At 72.0% G+C, this 20,041-nt stretch carries 18 protein-coding genes; 7 read left to right on the top strand and 11 right to left on the bottom strand.

Annotated elements, in window-relative coordinates; genetic code table 11:
- Positions 1–38: 38 nt before the first annotated feature.
- The gene (locus Q9S36_RS11305) at positions 39–527 is read left to right on the top strand and encodes a SprT-like domain-containing protein (RefSeq protein WP_311285229.1); all 489 of its coding nucleotides are present in this window, start codon (positions 39–41) and stop codon (positions 525–527) included.
- Here Q9S36_RS11305 and Q9S36_RS11300 read toward each other — a convergent pair.
- Together Q9S36_RS11300 and Q9S36_RS11295 are read right to left on the bottom strand one after the other, a co-directional pair.
- Positions 514–1,173 carry a 2-phosphosulfolactate phosphatase gene (locus Q9S36_RS11300; RefSeq protein WP_311285228.1) on the bottom strand — a complete coding sequence of 220 codons (660 nt, stop codon included), beginning with the start codon at positions 1,171–1,173 and terminating at the stop codon, positions 514–516. The two genes, Q9S36_RS11305 and Q9S36_RS11300, sit on opposite strands and share 14 nt — an antisense overlap.
- Positions 1,170–3,629 (bottom strand): glycoside hydrolase family 3 C-terminal domain-containing protein, encoded by a 2,460-nt coding sequence (locus Q9S36_RS11295; protein ID WP_311285227.1) that lies wholly within the window; start codon positions 3,627–3,629, stop codon positions 1,170–1,172. The genes Q9S36_RS11300 and Q9S36_RS11295 overlap by 4 nt, the downstream gene beginning before the upstream one ends.
- A 90-nt stretch (positions 3,630–3,719) precedes the next feature.
- Here Q9S36_RS11295 and Q9S36_RS11290 point away from each other — a divergent pair, with 90 nt between their 5' ends.
- Complete coding sequence (locus Q9S36_RS11290; protein ID WP_311285226.1) at positions 3,720–4,226, top strand: hypothetical protein; 507 nt, start codon at positions 3,720–3,722, stop codon at positions 4,224–4,226.
- 74 nt (positions 4,227–4,300) lie between these two features.
- Here Q9S36_RS11290 and Q9S36_RS11285 read toward each other — a convergent pair whose 3' ends face one another.
- The 6 genes from Q9S36_RS11285 to Q9S36_RS11260 form a co-directional block, all read right to left on the bottom strand.
- On the bottom strand, positions 4,301–5,770 hold the full coding sequence (locus tag Q9S36_RS11285; protein ID WP_311285225.1) for an FtsX-like permease family protein: 1,470 nt from the start codon (positions 5,768–5,770) through the stop codon (positions 4,301–4,303).
- The gene (locus Q9S36_RS11280) at positions 5,767–6,528 is read right to left on the bottom strand and encodes an ABC transporter ATP-binding protein (protein ID WP_311285224.1); all 762 of its coding nucleotides are present in this window, start codon (positions 6,526–6,528) and stop codon (positions 5,767–5,769) included. The genes Q9S36_RS11285 and Q9S36_RS11280 overlap by 4 nt, the downstream gene beginning before the upstream one ends.
- A 100-nt stretch (positions 6,529–6,628) precedes the next feature.
- Positions 6,629–7,270, bottom strand: a complete 642-nt coding sequence (locus Q9S36_RS11275) for a response regulator transcription factor (RefSeq protein ID WP_311285223.1) — start codon at positions 7,268–7,270, stop codon at positions 6,629–6,631.
- Between the two features lie 19 nt (positions 7,271–7,289).
- A complete protein-coding gene (locus tag Q9S36_RS11270; RefSeq protein WP_311285222.1) occupies positions 7,290–8,453 on the bottom strand; it encodes a histidine kinase in 1,164 nt (387 codons plus the stop codon).
- A 59-nt stretch (positions 8,454–8,512) separates the two neighbouring features.
- Positions 8,513–9,460, bottom strand: a complete 948-nt coding sequence (locus Q9S36_RS11265) for a diacylglycerol kinase family protein (RefSeq protein ID WP_311285221.1) — start codon at positions 9,458–9,460, stop codon at positions 8,513–8,515.
- 180 nt (positions 9,461–9,640) lie between these two features.
- Entirely contained in the window at positions 9,641–10,099 is a 459-nt protein-coding gene (locus tag Q9S36_RS11260; RefSeq protein ID WP_311285220.1) for an Lrp/AsnC family transcriptional regulator, read from the bottom strand.
- A gap of 118 nt (positions 10,100–10,217) precedes the next feature.
- On the opposite strand from Q9S36_RS11260, the gene Q9S36_RS11255 reads away from it, so the two are divergent.
- Positions 10,218–11,630, top strand: coding sequence for a DUF6421 family protein (locus Q9S36_RS11255; RefSeq protein ID WP_311285219.1), 1,413 nt, complete (start codon positions 10,218–10,220; stop codon positions 11,628–11,630).
- A gap of 57 nt (positions 11,631–11,687) precedes the next feature.
- Here the strand turns inward: Q9S36_RS11255 and Q9S36_RS11250 are convergent, their stop codons facing one another.
- The gene (locus Q9S36_RS11250) at positions 11,688–13,103 is read right to left on the bottom strand and encodes an MFS transporter (protein WP_311285218.1); all 1,416 of its coding nucleotides are present in this window, start codon (positions 13,101–13,103) and stop codon (positions 11,688–11,690) included.
- A 65-nt stretch (positions 13,104–13,168) separates the two neighbouring features.
- Between Q9S36_RS11250 and Q9S36_RS11245 the strand changes: the two genes are divergently transcribed.
- A complete protein-coding gene (locus Q9S36_RS11245; RefSeq protein ID WP_311285217.1) occupies positions 13,169–14,236 on the top strand; it encodes a low specificity L-threonine aldolase in 1,068 nt (355 codons plus the stop codon).
- A 172-nt stretch (positions 14,237–14,408) separates the two neighbouring features.
- On the opposite strand, the gene Q9S36_RS11240 is transcribed toward Q9S36_RS11245, so the two are convergent.
- Positions 14,409–15,035 carry an NUDIX hydrolase family protein gene (locus tag Q9S36_RS11240; protein ID WP_217529510.1) on the bottom strand — a complete coding sequence of 209 codons (627 nt, stop codon included), beginning with the start codon at positions 15,033–15,035 and terminating at the stop codon, positions 14,409–14,411.
- A 92-nt stretch (positions 15,036–15,127) separates the two neighbouring features.
- Between Q9S36_RS11240 and Q9S36_RS11235 the strand changes: the two genes are divergently transcribed.
- Positions 15,128–15,787, top strand: a complete 660-nt coding sequence (locus tag Q9S36_RS11235) for a dienelactone hydrolase family protein (RefSeq protein WP_311285216.1) — start codon at positions 15,128–15,130, stop codon at positions 15,785–15,787.
- A 3-nt stretch (positions 15,788–15,790) separates the two neighbouring features.
- On the opposite strand, the gene Q9S36_RS11230 is transcribed toward Q9S36_RS11235, so the two are convergent.
- On the bottom strand, positions 15,791–16,876 hold the full coding sequence (locus Q9S36_RS11230; protein ID WP_253034807.1) for a PucR family transcriptional regulator: 1,086 nt from the start codon (positions 16,874–16,876) through the stop codon (positions 15,791–15,793).
- A 173-nt stretch (positions 16,877–17,049) separates the two neighbouring features.
- Between Q9S36_RS11230 and codB the strand changes: the two genes are divergently transcribed.
- Both codB and Q9S36_RS11220 read left to right on the top strand, forming a co-directional pair.
- Entirely contained in the window at positions 17,050–18,381 is a 1,332-nt protein-coding gene (gene codB / locus Q9S36_RS11225) for a cytosine permease (RefSeq protein WP_311285215.1), read from the top strand.
- Entirely contained in the window at positions 18,378–19,913 is a 1,536-nt protein-coding gene (locus Q9S36_RS11220; protein ID WP_311285214.1) for an amidohydrolase, read from the top strand. Before codB ends, Q9S36_RS11220 begins: the two co-directional genes overlap by 4 nt.
- The last annotated feature ends 128 nt before the right edge of the window (positions 19,914–20,041 follow it).

Below are 20,041 nucleotides of genomic sequence, written 5' to 3'. Positions count from 1 at the left end.
TCCCGGCGAGTGTCGTACATCCGTTCTATCGTGCTGGCATGAGCGATCTGATCGACGTCCGCCGCGAGGCGGAGTCCCTGCTGCGGCAGCTGCTCGACGACTCGTGGAGCTTCGCGTTCGACAACGCCAAACGGCGCGCGGGCGCGTGCGACTACCTGCGCAAGCGCATCACGCTCTCGCGCTACCTCGCCGCGCGGTACGACGCCGAGACCAACCGGCAGACGATCCTGCACGAGATCGCCCACGCGATCGCGGGGGCCGCCGCCGGTCACGGCGCGGACTGGAAGCGCGTCGCGCGCTCGCTCGGCTACACCGGCGGCGTGACGCACCGCGGTGAGACGGCGACCGAGCTCGCCCCCTGGGTCGGGGTCTGCCCCGCGGGGCACGTTGCCTACCGGCACCGCAAGGCCACCCGGGCGACCTCGTGCGCGCGCTGCGCACCGACGTTCGATCCGCGCCACCTCATCACCTGGCGGCGGCGCGAGATCACCGCCGAGACGCGGCGGGCCGCCCTCACTCCGCGCTGATCGCCTCGTACGCCCGCCACACGCCGCCGCGCAGGACCGGCACCGCATCGTCGGCGTCGTGGACCGCGGCGGCGAGCACCTCGGCGCGGCGGTCGGCCTCGAGCAGCTCCTGCCCCGAGCCGCTCGCCGTCAGCAGATGACGGACGGCGGAACGCAGCCCGCGGAAGGACTCGGATGCCGCTGCGGCCTCCGGCGACGAATGGTCGAGGCCGAGCGCCTCGAGGGCGCCGAACACCGCGCCCGCGCCCAGCTGGTCCTCGACCGAGAAGCGGAGGACCGCGGCATCCCCCTGCCCGGACAGCTCCCCCGCCGCGATCACGTTGATGCTCGTCCGCGCCGCGCGGCGGTTCTGCTCGGCGAGCACGGCGTGCGCGACCGCGGTCGCGTTGCGCAGGCACCCCAGGAAGACGACCGCACCCGCGTCCGCAGCGGCCGAGGCGACGGCGGCGCCGTTGCGCGAAACGGCGTGGGCCGCGTCGTCGTGCGGCACGGTCTCGCCGCCCGCGATCCGCGCCGACACGGTCGACGAGAACCGCAGCACGTCGACCACGACGACGACGTCCGCGGGGGCGAGGCGGCGGAGGCCGTCCTGCCCCCAGTCGAAACGCAGTTGGTAGCGGGACTGGTCGAACGGGCTCGCGGTCATCCCTCCAGCGTACGAGCGTCGACGACCGGCTTCAGCGCGAGCGCGAGGCCGAGGACGTTCCGCGCCGTGCGCTGCAGTTCACCGCGGGTGAGGCCGTCCGCGCGGGCGAGCGAGTCGAGAATCGACGTGTCGGCGTACGCCTGCGGCGCGCCGTCGCGCTTCACGCCGCCGGGCATGAGGACGTCCACCTGCGCACGGACGCGGTAGGCGTTGTCCGCGAGGGCGGGGAAGTCGGGGTCGGCGGACTCCTCGATCCACCAGTCGGTGATGACCGTGCCCTCGTACCCCCACTCACCCCGCAGGACGACCGTGGCGAGGTCGTGGTGGTAGTGCGCCCACACCCCGTTGATCTGGTTGTACGACGTCATGATCACGCGGGGCGCGGCTTCGCGCACGCAGATCTCGAAGCCGCGCAGGTAGATCTCGCGCAGCGCGCGTTCGGAGACCCGCGAGTCGTTGCGGGTGCGGTTGGTCTCCTGGTTGTTCGCGGCGAAGTGCTTCGGGCAGGCGGCGAGTCCGGTGCTCTGCACGCCGCGCACGACGGCGGCGGCGATGCGTCCCGAGACGACCGGGTCCTCGCTGAAGTACTCGAAGTTGCGCCCGCACAGGGGGTCGCGGTGGATGTTCATGCCCGGGCTGAGCAGCACGTCCGAGCCCTTGCGCAGCATCTCCTGGCCGTGCAGCGCGGCGAGCTCCTCGATGAGCGGGACGTTCCAGGTCGAGGCGAACGCCGTCCCCGAGGGCAGCAACGAGGCGTAGGCCGCGAGGCGGATGCCGCTCGGCCCGTCGGTCGTCGTGATCGGCGGCACGCCCTTGGCGCGCAGCGACTCGGACACCCCGCCCAGCACGCCCGCGTTGCCGGCGGCTCCCAGCGGGCTGTCCATCGTGACGTCGCCGCGGGCGAGGAGCGACAGTTCCTCATCGCTCAGCTGCGCGACGAAGTCGTCGAGGGATGCCGCACCCGCGGCGACGTCGGCGAGGTCGACACCTCGGTCGCCCGTGTGAGGGATCTCGGCGGGCAGGGTGGTGAGGATCCGGTCGGCCCGCGCGACGGTACGCGTCGGGACGGTCTCGTGGGCGACGACGGCCGAGCCGTCCGCCGCTCGCGCGAGCGTGAGTCGCTCGAAGGGCAGGACCGGGGCGGCGACCTCGGTGGCCGTGCGCACGACCCGCGTCTCGGGCACGTCGAACGCCGCCACGCGCGTCGCCGAGCGCACGTCGGTCCCCACGAACACGGGGTACTCCCCGGCTTCGAGGACCCAGGCGCTGCGGGTACCGGTCGCGCCGGCGTCGTCGTACGAGGCGAGGTCGTCGAGACGCACCGTGAGCCGTACCGTCTCGCTCGCCCCGGGCGCGAGCAGCCCGGTCTTGCCGAACGCCGCGAGCTGACGGGCGGGCTTGCCGAGGGCGCCGTCCGGAGCGCCGGTGTAAACCTGCACGACCTCCTTTCCGGCGACGGCCCCCGTGTTGGTGACGACGACCTCGAGGGTCAGGGCACCGGCATCCGTCGTCACCGTCGTCGACAGCTCGAACGTCGTGTACGACAGGCCGTGCCCGAACGGGAACAGCACCCGGTCGGGGGCGAACGTCTCGAAGTAGCGGTAGCCGACGAAGACGTCCTCGGCGTAGACGTTGACGTCGAGGTGACCGAAGTTCGGCGCGCTGGGGTAGTCCTCGTAGCTGAGGGCGATCGTGTCGGTCAGCTTGCCGCTGGGGGCCGATTCGCCGGCGAGCACCCCCGCGACGGCGCGGGCACCCTCCATGCCGCCCTGCCAGGCCAGCAGCACGGCGCTGATCCGGTCGCCGTACGCGACGACCCACGACAGGTCCATCACGTTGCCCGCGTCCACGACGACCACCACACGGTCGAAGTGCGCGGTCACGGCGTCGAGGAGGGCGCTCTCCTCCGGCGTCAGGTAGTAGCTGCCGGGCTCGAGGATGCTGTCGCGCGCCTCGCCCGCCGCGCGGCCGATGGCGACGACCGCGGTGTCGGCACGGGATGCCGCAGCCGCCACGTCGGCGTCGGCGATGGGCATCTCGGGGAAGTGGTGCGGCCACTGGCCCCAGTTGGCGGTGAACGCCGGCCGGTTCTCCGCGGACCACGTCGAGTACCGGGTCGCGAGGTCGTCGTCGACGCGGACGCCCGCGTCGCGGAGCCCGGCGAGCAGGTTCCAGATGTAGGGCACCTTGACGTCGCCGCCCGAGCCGTAGCCGACGGCGAACCAGTCCACCTGCACGCGCCCGAAGACCGCGACGGTGCGCTCGCCGAGCGGCAGGGTGCCGTCGTTCGTCAGCAGCACGACACCCTCGGTGGCGGTCGCCCGCGCGATCTCGGCGAGGGCGGGATCGAGGGTCGGGTCTGTGTCGAGCAGCATCGACGAGATCTGCGCAACGGACTCGACGGGAGCGAGCGCGTGCGAGCGGTCGCCGGATTCGATGGCGGGTTCGAGGGGCATGGCGGTCTTTCGCAAGGGTCGCCGGGGCGACGGGAGTATGGGAGCGCTCCCAACGTACCGACTCCCCCGCCGGAATGCGAGAGTGGAGGCATGCGGATCCTGCTGAAACTCGAACTCGACTGCACCGCGGATGCGGCGTGGCGCGCCCTGCACTCGCCGCGGGCGGTCACCGAGCTGTACGGACCGCTCCTCGACATGGCGCCGATGGCCGCCTCGCTCCCGACCTCGTTCGAGCCGGGCGCCGACGTCCCGGTCGAGATCCGCGCCCTCGGCCTCCTCCCCGTCGGTCAGCAGCTGATCCACGCGAGCGACCGCTACACCGAGGACGCGAACGGTCCGGTGCGGATCTTCCGCGACAGCGGCATCCCGCTCACCGGTCCCCTCGCGGCGCTCGACGTCTGGGACCACCAGATGGCGGTCAGCCCGCTGCCGGGTGATCCGTCCAAGACGCTGTGGCGCGATCGCCTCACGATCGGCGGGATCGCGGCGCTGCCGCTGTGGCCGATGCTGTGGGCGGCGTGGCAGTACCGCGGCATCCGCCTGCGGGCCCTCGCCCCGACCTGGTCGTACGACCCGCCGGCCGCCGAGGACGCCTGACCGACGGATGCCGCCCCTCCGCGTGACCCGGACTGGTCACACGAAGGGGCGACGATCTGCGCGCGACGGGGCGCCTACTCCGACAGAGCCTCGACGGGCACCGTGCGGGTCGCGATCCGCGTCGGGGCGACGGCGGCGCCGAGCGTGAGGGCGGCGGTGGCGACGATCACGATCGCCACCGGCAGCAGCGGGATCGCGGGTGCGACGAACGTCGGCGACTGCCACAGCGGCGGCATCGCGACCGAGCCGAGCAGCGACTGCGCGGCGACCCAGCCGTAGAGGACGCCGAGGACGAGCCCGAACAGCAGCGCCGTGACCGTGACGTGCGCCGCCTCGATGAGGACCATCCGGCGGATCTGCGCCGAGGTGAGACCCAGCGCCCGCAGGAGCCCGAGCTCACGCTTGCGCTGCACGATGCCGATCGTGAGGAGGTTCACGAGGCCGACCGCCGCGATCACCGCACTGACGGCGACGAGAGACATCATGACCGTCGAGAAGGTGTCCATCATCTGGTTGAAGGCTGCGTCGGGTTCGCCGCCGCTCGAGGCGGTGACGAGGGACTTGGCCGACTCGGCCGCGACCGCGAACATCACGACCAGCGCGACGCCCATGACGACGCCGATGGCCATGCGGCTCGACCGCTCCGGGTACCGGACGGCGTTCTCGGCGGCCAGCCGCGCCGTGACCGACTTCCCGAAGAAGCGGCCGGTGGCCTTCAGCAGCGGTGGCATGATCGAGACCGCGCTGATCGAGACGGCGGTGAAGCTGCACAGCCCGCCGAAGAAGGCGACGAGCACGCCGATCGGGCTCAGCAGCCCGAGCAACAGCCCCCCGCCCAGCAGGACGGCACCGATGACGCCGAGCACGACGGCCGCGGCCTTGCGGCCGCGGCCCTCCGCGATCTCCTCGCGGGACCGCTCGACCGCCCCGCCGAGCGCCTGGAGCGGCGTGACGGTGAGCACCCGACGCGACCCCGACCACGCGGCGATCCACGTCGTGAGGGCGACGGCGACGGCCGGCACGAGCAGGGTTGCCTGGACGGGGGACCAGTTGCTCGTCACACCCAGCGCCCGGTCGAGGAGCGGGACGGCCGGAAGCATCGCGAGGGTCGTGAGGACGAGGCCGAGGACGGCACCGATCGCGCCGACCGCGAGACCCTGCGTCGCGACCTCGGCGCGCTGCGAACGGGCGGTCGCGCCGATGAGGCGGAGGAGGGCGATACGCCGCGTGCGGCCGGCGATGATCGTCGAGAACGTGTTCGCGGTGACGATGGCGGCGACGTAGACGGCGACGGCGAGCAGGATGCCGCTGAGCAGCATCAGCACCGCGGTCATCGTGTCCGACTTCCCGTACATCGGGTTGGCCGCGAGGACCACCGAGATGTACCCCGTCGCCGACAGCAGGACGACGCCGAAGGCCGTCGAGATCGCCGAGACGAGGATCGTCGCGCCCATGCCCCGCTCACGGAGCCACGCGAGGCGCGGGGCGCGAGCGGCGTCGGACACCGTGACCGGCGGGGTCGTAGGCGCAGCGAGCGCGGTCACGCGGTCACCTCCGCGCTGAGCATGTGGGCCGAGATCTGCTCGGCGCTCTGACGGGGCTTGTCGGCGACGATGCGGCCGTCGCCGAGGAAGAGCACGCGATCGGCGTACGACGCGGCGACCGGGTCGTGCGTGACCATGGCGATGGACTGACCGTGCTCGGCGCTCGCGGCGGCGAGCAGCGAGAGCACCTCGCGCCCGCTGCGGGAGTCGAGGTTGCCGGTCGGCTCGTCGGCGAAGACGAGGTCGGGCGCCGTCGCGAGGGCGCGGGCGATCGCGACGCGCTGCTGCTGCCCGCCCGAGAGCTGGTGGGGGCGGTGCCGCAGGCGCGGGCCGAGGCCCAGCGTCTCGACGAGCCCGTCGATGCGGGCGCGCTCCTGCGTGGTCGGCCGGCGACCGTCGAGGTCGAAGGGCAGCAGGATGTTGCCGATCGCATCGAGGGTCGGGACCAGGTTGAAGGACTGGAAGACGAAGCCCACCCGGCGGCGGCGCAGGATCGTCAGCTCGACGTCGGACAGGCCCGTGATGTCGGTGTCGCCGATCCAGACGCGGCCGGAGGCCGGGGCGTCGAGTCCCGCCATGATGTGCATGAGGGTGGACTTGCCCGAGCCCGACGGGCCCATGATCGCGGTGAACTCCCCGCGGCGGATGCCGACGGTCACGTCGTCGAGTGCGCGGACGATCGACTCGCCCCCGCCGTAGGTCTTGGTCAGGTGCTGGACGCGGGCGGCGAGGCCCAGGTCGGTGGTCGTGATCTCCATGTCTTCGACGCTACGGAGGAGGCCGCCCGCGCCGCGTCGGCCTGACGGTGGCTCCGCGTACATCGTGAGGATGATCCGGCATCCCCCGTCGCGACGGTGGTCAGGCCAGGCCGTGCTCGAACGCGAAGACGACGAGCTGCACGCGGTCGCGCAGGCTCAGCTTGGCGAGGATGCGGCTGACGTGCGTCTTCACGGTGGCCTCGGAGAGGAACTCGCGCGCGGCGATCTCGGCGTTGGACAGGCCCCGTGCCGCGAGCCCGAAGATCTCGCGCTCGCGCTCGGTGAGGGCGTCGAAGGCGGGCGGGACCGGACGGGTCGGCCCGCCGAGCGAGGCGAACAGGTCCCGGGTCGCGGCCGCGGCGATGACCGACGACCCGGCGTGGACCGTGCGGATCGCGGCGAGCAGGAACTCGGGGTCGGCGTCCTTCAGCAGGAACCCGCTGGCGCCGCGCTGGATCGCCCGCGCGGCGGCCTCGTCGAGGTCGAACGTCGTGAGCATGACGACCCTGGGCGGGTCGGGGTCGGCCAGCAGCGCCTCGGTCGCGGCGAGTCCGTCCATCACCGGCATCCGGATGTCCATCATCACGACGTCGGGCCGGGTGGCGCGGACGACCTCGATGGCCTGCGCGCCGTCGGAGGCCTCGCCGACGACCTCGAGGTCGGGCTGCGAGGCGACGACCATGCGGATGCCGGCGCGGAAGAGGGCCTGGTCGTCGACGAGGACGACGCGGATCGGGGTCATGCGGGGTCTCCAGTGGGGATCATGCGGCGGGTGCGCCGATCGGCAGCGATCCCGACACGAGGAAGGACGTTCCGGCGGGGGCGGCGTCCAGGCGGCCGCCGATCAGCTGCGCCCGCTCGCGCATGCCGATGAGCCCGTGACCGGGGGCGCGCTTCTCACCCGTCGACACGTCGCCGAGGTCGTTCCGCACCGACAGGTCGACGCGGTCGGGATGCCACGCGAGCGCGACGTCGACTCCGCCGTCGCCGCCGTGGCGGATCGCGTTGGTCAGGGCCTCCTGCAGGATCCGGTACACGGCGAGCTGCACCGAGGCGGGCACCTCGGCGGTGGGAGCGGGGTCGACGTCGACGCGCAGCGGCGTGCCCGCCGCCCGCACCTGCGCGTAGAGCTGCTCGAGGTCGGCGAGCGTCGGCTGCGGCCCCTCGGCCTGCGAGTGGCGCATCTGCGTGAGCAGCAGGCGCACGTCCGACAGCGCGGCCCGGGCCGTCGACGAGATCGTGCCGAGGGCGTCGGACTGCGCCTTCGGATCGGATGCCGCGGCGTATCGGGCGCCGTCGGACTGCGCGATGATGACGGCCAGCGAGTGCGCGACGATGTCGTGCATGTCGCGGGCGATGCGGGTGCGCTCCTGCTCGGCCGCGGTCTCCTCCTCGGCCCGCGACTGCGCCGCGCGATTCGCTCGGGCGCGGAGGGCGGTGCGGACGAGAGCGCCGGCGGTCCACGAGAGACCGAGAGCGAAGAGGGCGGCGAGCAGGACGAAGATCAGGGTCGGGATGTCGGACAGCGAGCCCGTGCCGAGGAACGCCCAGCGGAAGAGGTAGGCCGTGATGGTCCCGGCGCCGAGCACGACGGAGGACAGTCCCAACCAGAAGACGCGGCGCGACCCGTAGGCCGCTGTCGCGTACAGGACGGCGAAGATCGCGATGTCGGCGAAGCCCGGCCCCCGGCCCAGACCCATCTGCACGACGGCGCCGACCCAGGCGACGGCGAGCGCGAGACCCGGCGAGAATCGTCGCAGGCCGAGGGCGCCCGCCAGGAGGAAGACGACCGGGACCGCCGACCACCCGCCGATGGGTGACGACATCGTGCCGGTGTTCAGCTCGTACGGCAGCGCCACCAGCGCGAACAGCACCGCGACGGCCGCATCGACGGCGGCCTGGTAGGGGCGGAGCTTGCGGAACACTCCCCCGACGCTACGCGGTCGGCGGCGGCGCGGCATCCGCCCCGGGATGTATCCCGCGCTCAGCCGTCGGCGGCGGGGAGGTAGACCCGCAGACCGTCCGCGACCGCGCGCACCCGCATCCGGAATCCGTCGGCGCCGACCTCTTCGAGCTCGCCGTCGTGCACCCAGATGTCGGGCGCGCTGCCGGCGGCCACCTCGAGTTCGAAGTCCTCGTCGAGGATCCGTTCCAGATCGGATGCCGGGGGCATCACCCGCATTGCGCGGAGGACCTTGACGGTGTTCTTCCCGAAGGCGAGCGAGGCGACGGCGCGCAGCCGCGACCCGCGGGCGTGGTGGACGCGGACGTCGATGACGGCGTCGTGCAGGGTGGCCCGCTGCATCATCGCGATGTGGTCGGGGTCGTTGCGCCCGACGCCCGCGAACACCGACCACACGCGGGCGCGCTTGCCGCCGCGGACGACGTCGACGGGGTGGGCGCCGTGAACCTCGCGCCAGGCGGCGACCGCGCCGCCCCACCATTTGCCGAGGCTCGTGCGGCGCTCGCGCTCGGCGAGGAACTCGGGGTACGCCCCGAGCGAGACCGCGTTGAGGACCGTGATCGGGTCGCCGCCGTCGACCGAGACCTCGGCGACCGCGACCGCACGCACGTGTCCCGTCGCGTAGGCATCGAGCCCGGCGTCGACGTCCTCGATCCCCGCCGAGCGCGCGAAGTGGTTGAACGTGCCGTTCGGCAGCACCAGGAGGGTGAGGTCGTGGCGGCGAGCGAGGTGCGCGGCGCGCGAGACCGACCCGTCGCCGCCGAGGACCGCGAGGACCCGCGGCGGACTGTCGTCGGCCACGGCCGCCGCGACGACGTCGTCGAGGGTCTCGTCCTCACCCAGGCGGTGCACGGTGGCGCCCGGCATCCGTCGCTGCACGTCGGGGACGCGATCGGGTCGTCCGAGAGAGGCGCCCGAGCGGGCGTTGGCGACGACGAGGACCTCGGAACCGATCGGGGTGTCGCTCATGCCGCCACGGTAGGCGGCCTCGGGGTCCGCCGCCTCCCGTTGACACCCGCACGCGGTTCGCCGACGCGCACCGCCCGGCGCCGAATCACCGCCCCTGTGCCGAATCACCACCGAATTGGCGACATCGCGATGGTGATTCGGCAACCGAGTGGTGACTCGGCGGTGAGGGGCGGAGGCGGGTCAGGCCGGCGAGAGCGGACGGTGCTCGAAGAAGGTCTGCAGGACGACGGTCGTGCGGGTGCCCACCGAAGCGGCCGAGCGGATGTCGCGGATCAGCCGCTCGAGGTCGCGCGGGGTGGCCACGCGCACGAACAGCATGTACGCCGCGTCGCCGGCGATCGAGTGGCACGCCTCGATCTCATCGAGGTGCGCGATGAGCTCGGGGGCGTTGTCGGGCTGCCCGGGGTCGAGCGGGGTGATCTCGACGAACGCGGCGAGCGGCTTGCCCGCGACCTCGGGGTCGATGACGGCGCGGTACCCCGAGATGAGCCCGCGCGCTTCGAGTCGGCGCACGCGCGCCTGCGTCGCCGAGACCGAGAGCCCGGCGACCGCGGACAGCTCGTTGAGCGTCGCGCGCGCGTTGACCGAGAGGGCGGCGATGATCGCGGTGTCGGCGGTGTCGGTCTCGTCTGCGGCCACGCTCCGACCGTACCGCAGGCGGGTTGCACACGAGATCCTTACGGCCTTAACCTAAAATGACCGGAAATCTTCCCGCATCAGCGGGAGGAAACCGTGAGGAACCGATAGGAGGTCCACCATGAGCACCGTCACCACTGCGCCGACGATCATCGGGATGCCCGAGGTCGTCGAGGACGCCCGCACGGCCGAGACCTCCGCGGCCTGGGCGATGCTGCGGGATGCCGCGACCGCCCTGCAGGAACTGCAGACCGCCGACGGTTCGGTGCCCGACGCCGCCGACCACGACGCCGCCCGCCGCCACGTCGAGGCGATCACCGCCGGCATCCGCTCGCTCTCCCCCGCCTTCCCGCACGACGCCGCCTACCTCGAAGCGAGCGTCGCGGACTTCGACCGCTGGGTCTCGGAGGGCTTCGGCGTCCCGGACTTCCTCGACTCGCTCGTCGCCTTCCAGCCGCAGGAGCACCGCATCGACGGACTGCGCCACCTCGTGGTCTTCCCGATGTACACGCAGAACGGCACCCGCGACCGCAAGGTCGAGGCCGTCCTCGTCGAGACGATCTGGCCCGAGTTCATCGCCGAGCTCGAGCAGACCTACACGAACCGCCTGTTCGTGTCGTTCCGCCTGCTCGACTTCACGCCCGGCTACGACACGAACTCGGCCGTGCTCTTCCCCGAGACGGTCGCGATGCGCGAGATCCCGACCTTCACGTGGGGCGCGATCTTCCAGGACCGCGAGGCGGCCCGCTACCGCCGCGTCGTGCGCGCCGCCGCGGACATCACCCGGCTCGACCTGCCCGACGCCGCCGCGCGGCTGCTCGACGACCAGCGCCTCGCCGAGAAGACGTTCGTGATGTGGGACCTCATCCACGACCGCACGCACATGCGCGGCGATCTGCCGTTCGACCCGTTCATGATCAAGCAGCGGATGCCGTTCTTCCTGTACTCGCTCGAGGAGCTGCGCTGCGACCTCACCGCCTTCCGCGAGTGCTTCGCCATCGAGAAGGACCTCTCCACCAAGGCGCAGCTGACGGATGCCGAGACCGAGATGCTCGAGCACGCCGCACTCGTCCAGTACGCCGTCATCTTCGACCGCATCTTCCGCTTCGCGATCACCGGCACGCGCGTGCGCAACTACGACGGACTCGGCGGGCAGCTGCTGTTCGCGTGGCTGCACCAGCGCGGCGTGCTGCACTGGACCGACACCTCGCTGGCGTTCGAGTGGGACCGCGTCGCCGACGCCGTCATCGCCCTGAGCGACGCGATCGACCGGCTCTACTGGGAGTCGATCGACCGCCCGAAGGTCGCGCACTGGCTCGCCGCCTACGACCTCGTCCGCCAGACGGTCACCCCCCACCCCGCCTCGCAGTGGGCCCGCGGCCTGTCGGACGAGATCCTGGCCGGTCCCCCGAAGGGCTACACCGACGCGGTCCTCGACGACGAGTTCCCGCTGTCGATGTTCTTCGAGGCCCTCGAGAAGAAGATGCGTCCCGTGATCGCCGGCGTGGCCGGCATCCGGGCCACCGACGCCTGATCCGCGGCGGCCGGCTCCGGGGGAAGCCGGCTGCCGCGGGTCAGTGCCCGGCGCGGCTCACTCGCCCGCGACGCCGCCCACCGCTTCGCGGGACGATGACGGGATGCCGGGGGCCGCGGCATCCGCTTCGGTCGTCTCGGGCGCCTCGCGGTACTCGGCCGAGAGCGTCCGGTAGGAGCGGGTGAGGAAGGCGGCGAGCGCCGCGGCCACCATGACGAGCCCGCCGATGAGGAAGATGAGCGCGATCCCGCGCATCTCGCCCTCGCCGAGCAGCCACGACCAGGTGCGCCGGCCCTCGTCGGTGCGCAGGGCGGGGATGATCCAGAACTCGGCGATCGGGGCGATCGCGAACGACGTGATCGGCCCGGTCGACACCTCGAGGGCCGTCGCGGCGCCGAACACCCGGCCCTGGCGCTCGAACGGCACGACCTTCTGGATGACGGTCTGCTCGGCGGACTCGATCACGGGGACGAGCGTCATGTACGCCCAGATGCCCAGGGCGTAGAGCCACCACCACTCCCGCAGGGTGAAGACCGCACCGAGCAGTCCCATCGCCGCGCCCGCGAGCAGGAGCGTGCGGATCGGTTTCGTGCCGAGGCCCTTCGCGGCGACGATGCCGCCGCCGATGAGGAAGCCGGTCGCGGTCACCGCCAGGACGACACCCCAGATCTTCACGTCGAAGAGCTCGAGACCGTAGGGGTCCATCAGCGCCATGTAGAGGCCGCCGATGAGGTTGTTGAAGGTGGAGAAGAGGATGAGCGCGAACAGCCCGGGGACGGCGCGGATGGCCGCCGCCGCGCCCCGGACGTCGAGGATCTTCGAGCCCGGGTCGGGCGTCGGCGCGTCTTCGGGGATGCGGACGAACAACAGGTGGACGAGGGGAACCGCGGTGAAGGCGATCGCCACGGCGAGCGTGCCACCCATGCCGACGAAGCCGACAGCGAGACCCGACAGGGCGCTCGTCACGATGAACGCGATGCCCTGCACGGTGCCGACGAGACCGTTCGCGTTGGCGTGGCGCTCCGTGGGGACCAGCAGCGTCACGGTCGTCGACAGGGCGATGTTGCGGAGGTTCTCGACCACCGCGCCGATGAGGATGATGCCCGAGAAGAGCCAGAACCAGGGGCCGCCGAGGTCGAGGATCGCGGACTCGGCCTGCGCGAGGTAGATCGCGCCGGCGGCGAGGAAGGCGGCGAGGGTGAAGACCCCGGAGAACACCATGACGGCGTGCTTGCGGAACCGGTCGACGAGGGTGCCGAAGACCATGCCGAAGATCGCGAGCAGCAGCATGTAGGCGCCGCCGATGATGCCTGTCGCGAGCACGGACTCGGTCTCGAGGTACACCCAGAAGGTCAGAGCGAACCACAGGAAGCTCGTCGTGACGTTCGCGACGGCCGTGTTCACCAGCACGTGCAGGAACGTGCGCATGCCGCCGGGCGGGACGGTGCGGGATGCCGGCGTCGCGTCGCTCATGCCGCGAGGGTATCGCCGGCCTCCGACACGGGAAAGAGCGTCCGCGCGCGACCTAGGCTGGAGCGGTGACGACGCTCCACGACCCGACGATCCGTTCCTTCGCCAGCGACAACTACTCAGGGGTGCACCCCGAGGTGCTGGCGGCCCTCGCCGCAGCGAACGACGGACACCAGATCGCCTACGGCGAGGATCTCTACACCGAGCGCCTGCAGCACGTCTTCGCCCGCCACTTCGGCGACGACGCGCAGGCGTTCCCCGTCTTCAACGGCACCGGCGCGAACGTCACCGGCCTGCAGTCGATGCTCCCCCGCTGGGGCGCCGTGGTCGCGGCATCCACCGCCCACATCAACGTCGACGAGGGCGGCGCTCCCGAGAAGGTCGCGGGCATCAAGATCCTGAACGTGCCCACCGACGACGGCAAGCTCACCCCCGAGCTCGTCGACCGCGAGGCGTGGGGCTGGGGCGACGAGCACCGCGCGCAGCCGCTCGTCGTGTCGATCACGCAGTCGACCGAGCTCGGCACCCTCTACACGCCCGACGAGATCCGGGCCCTCGCCGACCACGCGCACGCGCGCGGCATGCGACTGCACCTCGACGGCGCACGGCTCTCGAACGCGGCAGCGGCCCTCGACCTGCCGATCCGCGCGTTCACGCTCGACGCGGGCGTCGACGTCGTCAGCGCCGGCGGCACGAAGAACGGCGCGCTCGCGGCCGAGGCGATCGTCGTGCTCGACCCCGGGGCATCCGCGGGGCTCCCCTTCCTGCGCAAGCTCAACATGCAGCTCTCGTCGAAGATGCGCTTCGTGTCGGCGCAGCTGATCGCGCTGTACGAGGACGACCTCTACCTGCGCAACGCCCGCCACGCCAACGCGATGGCCGCGCGCCTGCGCTCCGCCGTCGAGGCCGGGCTCGCGGACGGGTCGATCGCCGGGGTGCGCTTCAGCCAGCCGACGCAGGCCAACGGCGTGTTCGCGATCCTGCCCGACGGCGTCGCCGACCGGCTGCGCGAGTCGTTCCGCTTCTACGACTGGGATGCCTCGAAGAACGAGGTGCGCTGGATGTGCTCGTTCGACACGACCGAGTCGGACGTCGACGCCTTCGTCGCCGAGCTCTCGCGCCTCACGCGCGGCTGAGGCTCAGCGCAGGGCGCCGACTCCGCGGCCGCGCCTGCACGTCCCCCGTCGCCGAGTCACCGCCGGATTGCCGAAACACCACTCGAATGCCGACTTTTCGGTGGTGATTCGGCAGGTGGATGGTGATTCGGCGTCAGACGCGAGGCGCCCGGCTCAGCGCGAGGCGCCCGGCTCAGCGCAGGGCGCCGACCGAGGCGAGCGCCTGCCGCACGAGCGTCGACCGGCCGCCCTCCATCTCGGCGGCGAGGGCGTCGGATGCCGCCTCTTCGGGCGACATCCACGTCACCTCGAGCGCGTCCTGACGCGGTTCGCACGTGCCCGTCACCGGCACGACGAAGGCGAGCGACACCGCGTGCTGCCGGTCGTCGTGGAACGCGCTGACGCCCGGGATCGGGAAGTACTCCGCGACGGTGAACGGCGCGGGCTGCGGCGGCAGCAGCGGGAAGGCCATCGGGCCGAGGTCGTTCTCGAGGTGACGGAACAGCGCGTCGCGCACCGTCTCGCCGTACCGCACACGGCCCGACACGATCGTGCGCGAGATCTCCCCCATCGGTGTCGCGCGCAGCAGGATGCCGACCTCGGTCACCGCCCCCATGCCGTCCAGTCGCACCGGCACCGCCTCGACGTAGAGCATCGGCAGACGCCGACGCGCCTCCGCGAGCTCGACGTCGCTCAGCCAGGCCGGATTGCTCGCAGACCCCGGCCGCCCCATCGACGAGCCGAGCCCCCGCAGCGGATCGCGCGCGGCCCCCTCGTCGTCGCGCTCGTTCGGGTCGGGGTCGGGAGTGCGGACGGCCATGCCTCCATGTATACCCGAGCGGATGCCGCACCGCCCCGCTCGTGCGCCGGTGCCGCCGGAGCGGTGTCGGCGCCCTGGTGCAGGATGGACGCATGGCCGCCGCCTCCCCGCTCGATCCCGACGTCGTCCTGTGGTCCGCGCCCGCCGAGGAGCGCGGCGACCGCCCCCTGCTCGTGCTGCTGCACGGGTACGGCTCGCACGAGGGCGACCTGTTCGGGCTCGTGCCGCACCTGCCGCCGGAGTTCGTGACGGCCGCGGTCCGCGCGCCGCTCGCGCCGCGGTTCCCGATGCCCGGGTACTCGTGGTTCACGATCGACGGCGTCGAGAGCCGCGACCACGGCGAGGTCATCGCCTCGACCGAGGCGGTCTGGGATTGGGTCGACGAGGTGCGGGGGGACGCGGCATCCGTCGGTCTCCTCGGCTTCTCGCAGGGCGGTGTCATCGCGCTGCAGATGCTGCGGATGCGGCCACGCGGCGCGGCGTTCGCCGTGAACCTCGCCGGCTACGCGTTCCCCGAGCCGCATCCCGGCGACGCCGAGCTCGCCGAGGTGCGCCCGCCGGTGTTCTGGGGGCGCGGCGCGCGCGACGAGGTCATCCCGCCGCGGTTCGTCGACCACACGGCGCAGTGGCTGCCGGGCCACGTCGAGCTCAGCGGACGCGTGTACCCGAACCTGGCGCACAGCGTCTCGGAGGAGGAGCTCGGCGACGTGCGGGTGTTCCTCGAGAAGCAGCTCGCGAAGCGCGCGGGCTGATCGTCAGCCCGCTGCGGCGAGCGCGACGAGGAACGCCGCACGCCCGCGCGTGTCGAGCGGGCTGAGACCCGTCAGTGCCTCGATGCGGCCGACGCGTTTGCGCACCGTGTTGACGTGGACGAAAAGCTCTTCCGCCGCCGCCTGCACCGAGCCGTCGAGGCGGCAGAGGTGTTCGAGTGTCTCGACGAGCACGGTGCGGTGCCGGGCGTCGTAATCCGCGATCGGGGCGAGGAGCCGGTCGCGGAACGGGGCGAGCTGCTCCGGGGTGAGCCGCTCGATGAGTCCGTCCCAGGTCGCGAGGTCGCGCGGGCCGCGCGAGGCCCCGTGGCGGGAGGCGAGGGACGCCGCGGCCACCGCCTCCCGCAGCGCGCCGGCGAGCGCGCCGGGGTCCGCGGGACCGCTCCATCCCACGTCCGTCCCGAGCAGGTCGTCCGGCGGCGGACCCGGCCGGGTCGCGGGCACGATCGCGATCGAGTGGCCGGCGGTCGTCCCGACGAGCGAACGATCCCCGGGTCGCAGGACGCGCCCCCGAGCGGCCAGCACCCACACACCGGGCACGACGCCCAGCGCCGCCTCGAGTTGCTCGCGCAGGACGACGGGACTGGCGAGCCCTCGACGGACCATGTCGAGGATCGCGCCCACCGATTCGCGCGCGAGTTCCTCGGCGTCATGGCGCTGCTGCTCGTGGGCGATCCGACGCGTGATCTCGAGGAACGGGACGTCGGGAGGCACCGACAGGACGGCGATCCCCGCCGCGTTCGCCGCCGCGATGAGCGCTGGGGGGACGGCCGAATCCACGACTCCCAGGGCGTACCCGATCGCCGCGGGACGCGTGCGGAGGACGGCGGCGACGAAGGCGCGCTGGGAGGCGGCATCCCGCATCGAGATCCCCGAGGTCAGCACGAGCTCGCCGCCGCGCAGATACGGGGAGGGATCGAGGAGGTCGGTCGGAAGCCCCCACCGCACCGTGCGGTCGAGGCCCACCGGGTCCCCGACCAGATCGACCCGCGGCTGCCCCCAATGGATGAGATCCGAGACCCGGAGGACGTCGACGTCCGTGTCGCCGAGGCTCGGGGCGGCGGAGGTCATGCCGCCCACGGTACGACCGGGCCGTTTCCCGCCCATGACGCGCCCGTTTCGGGCGGGTGGAGATCCGTACACCCGTCGCCGCGCCGGGCTGTCACCCGGTCCACTCTTCGAGCCCGCGCAACGGATCGGAAACACGGCGCGGGTGTGATGTGACCACTCGGAAAGGAGTGCTCATGACCTCGACCACAGCGGCATCCGCCGCCCCGGAGCGCGTCGACCGCGACTACCCGCTCGGCCGCGTCCCCCTCAGCGCCCGGCAGGGATGGTTCGCCATCCTCGTCGTCGTCGCCGGCTTCATCTTCTTCACCCCCACCATGGTCACCGGCGGGCAGGTCGCCGGGGCGTTCGGCTTCGCCGCCTTCGTCGGCCTGGCCGCGATCGCCTCGGTCGTCCTCGCGCTCTACATCGCGACACTCGGCGCGACCAGCGCCGCGACCGGTCTGTCGACCGTCCTGCTCGCACGGCTCTCCCTCGGCCGCGTGGGGGGCAAATGGGCCTCGATCGTCCTCGGCGGCACGCAGGTCGGCTGGTACGGCATCACGGTCGGCATCTTCGCCGACCTCCTCGCCTCCGCGATCGGCTGGGAGGTCTCGTGGCCGCTTGCGATCTTCGGCGGCCTGCTCATGGCGACGACGGCCTACTGGGGCTTCAAAGGCATCGAGATCCTGTCCTGGGTCTCGGTCCCCCTCATGTTCGCTCTCTGCATCTGGATCACCGTGGTCTCGGTGGACGAGGTCGGCGGCTGGGGGGCGATGCTCGCGACGACGGGCGACGGCTCGATCTCGCCGGGTCTGGCCCTCACGATGATGATCGGCACCTTCATCTCGGGCGGCACGCAGGTCGGCAACTGGACGCGCTTCGCGAAGAGCCCGCGCACGGCGTTCCTCATCTGCCTCGGTGTGCTCCTCGTCATCGAGACCGCCATGCTCGTCTTCGGCGGCATCGGCGCGATCGCCTTCGGCGAGGCCGACTTCACCGCCCTGCTGTTCACGATGGGACTCGCGCTCATGGGCGTCCTGCTGCTGACCTTCAACCTCTGGACCACGAACGACAACACGGCCTACGCCTTCGGCGTCGCCGGTGCCGAACTCGCGAACCGCAACGACAAGCGCCCCTTCATCATCATCGGCGTGGTCGTCGGCATCGCGCTCGCCGTCACCGGCGTGGCGAACGCGCTGATCGGGTTCCTCGTGACCCTCGGTACCGTCATCCCACCGCTCGGCGGGGTCATCATCGGCACGTACCTGTTCGTCTGGCGGCGACGCGACCCGGGCACCGACGTCACCCGCGTCGGAGCCTTCGTGTGGCCGGGCATCGTCGCATACCTGCTCGGCACCGCCGCGGCGGCGTTCGGCGCCTTCACCGGGAGCGGCAGCCCCGCCGTGCAGGGGATCATCGTGGCCATCGTCGCGGCACCGCTCTGCCACGCGGCGGCGCGCCGCATCACGGGCGCCCCGACGGCCGATGCGGGATCCGAGCCCGTCGAGGCGGAGGTCCGCGCATGACCGGCACCTTCATCCGCGGCGCCCAGGTGATCACGATGGATGCCGCGACGGGATCCACCCCCGTGGCGCGGGACCTCCGCATCGAGGACGGCGTCTTCGTCGAGATCGGCACGGACCTCACCCCACAACCGGGCGACGAGGTCATCGAGGGGGCGGGCATGCTCGTCACCCCCGGGTTCGTCAATGCGCACACCCACTCGTGGGAGTACCTCTACAAGGGCCGCTACGACAACATGCCGCTCGAGCTGTGGATGCTGTACTCCTACCCGATCCTCGGCGGCGCCCCCACGAGCCCCGACATCGTGCGGCTACGCACGCTCATGTTCGCGATGGAGTCGATGAAGAACGGCGTCACCACGCTCGTCGACGACGTCCTCGAGACGCCCGGTCAGGACCTCGACCAGCTCGCGGCCGTCGCGCGAGCATACGAGAGCATCGGCATCCGGGCGAACGTCTCGGGTCACGTCATCAACCGGCCCTTCGTCGACACGCTGCCCTTCGTGACCGACTGGCTGCCCGACGAGCTCGTCCGGCAGGTGCGGGCGCAGCCGGTGCTGACGGCCGACGAGTACCTCGACTACTCGCGGACCGCCTTCGAGCGCCACCACGGCACCGCCGGCGGGCGCGTTCGGTACATGCTCGCGCCCTCCGGTCCGCAGCGGTGCACCGACGACCTGCTCGTCGGAGCCACCCAGCTCGCGGCCGAGTTCGACGCCGAGGTGCACATCCACGTGCTCGAGACGAAGACGCAGGCGGTGACGGGTGACGAGCTGTACGGCGGGCAGACACTCGTCGAACACCTCGACACGATCGGTGCGATGAGCCATCGGACCACGTTCGCGCACGGCATCTGGGTCACCGACGAGGACATCGAGCGCATCGCGCGACGCGGCACATCCGTCTCGCACAACACGATCTCCAACCTGAAGCTCGGGTCCGGCGTCCTGCCGTGGCGGCGCTACCACGATGCAGGCGTCAACCTCGGCCTCGGCACCGACGGATGCTCCTCGAGCGACACGCCCCGTCTGATGGAGGTCATGAAGACGGCGGCGCTGCTGCACAAGGTCACTGAGCCCGATCCGGCCCGGTGGTCCACGGTCGACGAGGTGCTGACGGCCGCGACCATCGGCGGTGCGCGGAGCGCCGTTCTCGACCGCACCGTCGGCTCCATCGAAGTGGGCAAGCGCGCCGACCTCGTGATGTTCGACACCGGCACGCTCGCCTTCCTCCCGACGAACAGGCTCGAGAACCACCTCGTCTACAGCGAGAACGGCTCGTCCATCGTGCGGGTCATGGTCGACGGCGTGACCACCGTCCAGAACGGCCGGCTCACGCTGATCGACGAGGACGCCGTGATCGCCGCGTTCCGTGCCGAGATGCCCGGCATCCGTGCGGAACAGGACCGGCTGGACCGCGTGAACGACGCTTTCGCGCCGGCGTTCTCGCGCATGTACGAGCTCGCGTCGGGCCGTCAGACCGCGGTCAACCGTTGGACCGGTGACGAGCGGGCCTGGGTGCACGAACGGGTGTGATCCGAGCGGATGCCGGGGCTCGCCGCCGTGCAGGTGGGGCGAACCCTGGCATCCGCTCGTCTTCGTGGCTACCATGGGCGAGTCCCTGTCCCGAGTGTGAGGAAGAGCCGTTGAAGGCTGTCGACGCG

Source organism: Microbacterium sp. ARD31 (genome assembly GCF_031844425.1).
Note: the sequence above shows the minus strand (reverse complement) of the source record. Positions and strands in the feature narration are given on the sequence as shown.

What these genes read in the sequence shown, in the direction of transcription:
- Q9S36_RS11230 (WP_253034807.1), bottom strand. Translation starts at nt 16,876, where the DNA reads ATGACCTCCGCCGCCCCGAGCCTCGGCGACACGGACGTCGACGTCCTC.
- Q9S36_RS11280 (WP_311285224.1), bottom strand. Translation starts at nt 6,528, where the DNA reads ATGGAGATCACGACCACCGACCTGGGCCTCGCCGCCCGCGTCCAGCAC.
- Q9S36_RS11240 (WP_217529510.1), bottom strand. Translation starts at nt 15,035, where the DNA reads ATGGCCGTCCGCACTCCCGACCCCGACCCGAACGAGCGCGACGACGAG.
- Q9S36_RS11275 (WP_311285223.1), bottom strand. Translation starts at nt 7,270, where the DNA reads ATGACCCCGATCCGCGTCGTCCTCGTCGACGACCAGGCCCTCTTCCGC.
- Q9S36_RS11250 (WP_311285218.1), bottom strand. Translation starts at nt 13,103, where the DNA reads ATGAGCGACGCGACGCCGGCATCCCGCACCGTCCCGCCCGGCGGCATG.
- Q9S36_RS11305 (WP_311285229.1), top strand. Translation starts at nt 39, where the DNA reads ATGAGCGATCTGATCGACGTCCGCCGCGAGGCGGAGTCCCTGCTGCGG.
- codB (WP_311285215.1), top strand. Translation starts at nt 17,050, where the DNA reads ATGACCTCGACCACAGCGGCATCCGCCGCCCCGGAGCGCGTCGACCGC.
- Q9S36_RS11265 (WP_311285221.1), bottom strand. Translation starts at nt 9,460, where the DNA reads ATGAGCGACACCCCGATCGGTTCCGAGGTCCTCGTCGTCGCCAACGCC.
- Q9S36_RS11300 (WP_311285228.1), bottom strand. Translation starts at nt 1,173, where the DNA reads ATGACCGCGAGCCCGTTCGACCAGTCCCGCTACCAACTGCGTTTCGAC.
- Q9S36_RS11235 (WP_311285216.1), top strand. Translation starts at nt 15,128, where the DNA reads ATGGCCGCCGCCTCCCCGCTCGATCCCGACGTCGTCCTGTGGTCCGCG.
- Q9S36_RS11220 (WP_311285214.1), top strand. Translation starts at nt 18,378, where the DNA reads ATGACCGGCACCTTCATCCGCGGCGCCCAGGTGATCACGATGGATGCC.
- Q9S36_RS11255 (WP_311285219.1), top strand. Translation starts at nt 10,218, where the DNA reads ATGAGCACCGTCACCACTGCGCCGACGATCATCGGGATGCCCGAGGTC.
- Q9S36_RS11295 (WP_311285227.1), bottom strand. Translation starts at nt 3,629, where the DNA reads ATGCCCCTCGAACCCGCCATCGAATCCGGCGACCGCTCGCACGCGCTC.
- Q9S36_RS11290 (WP_311285226.1), top strand. Translation starts at nt 3,720, where the DNA reads ATGCGGATCCTGCTGAAACTCGAACTCGACTGCACCGCGGATGCGGCG.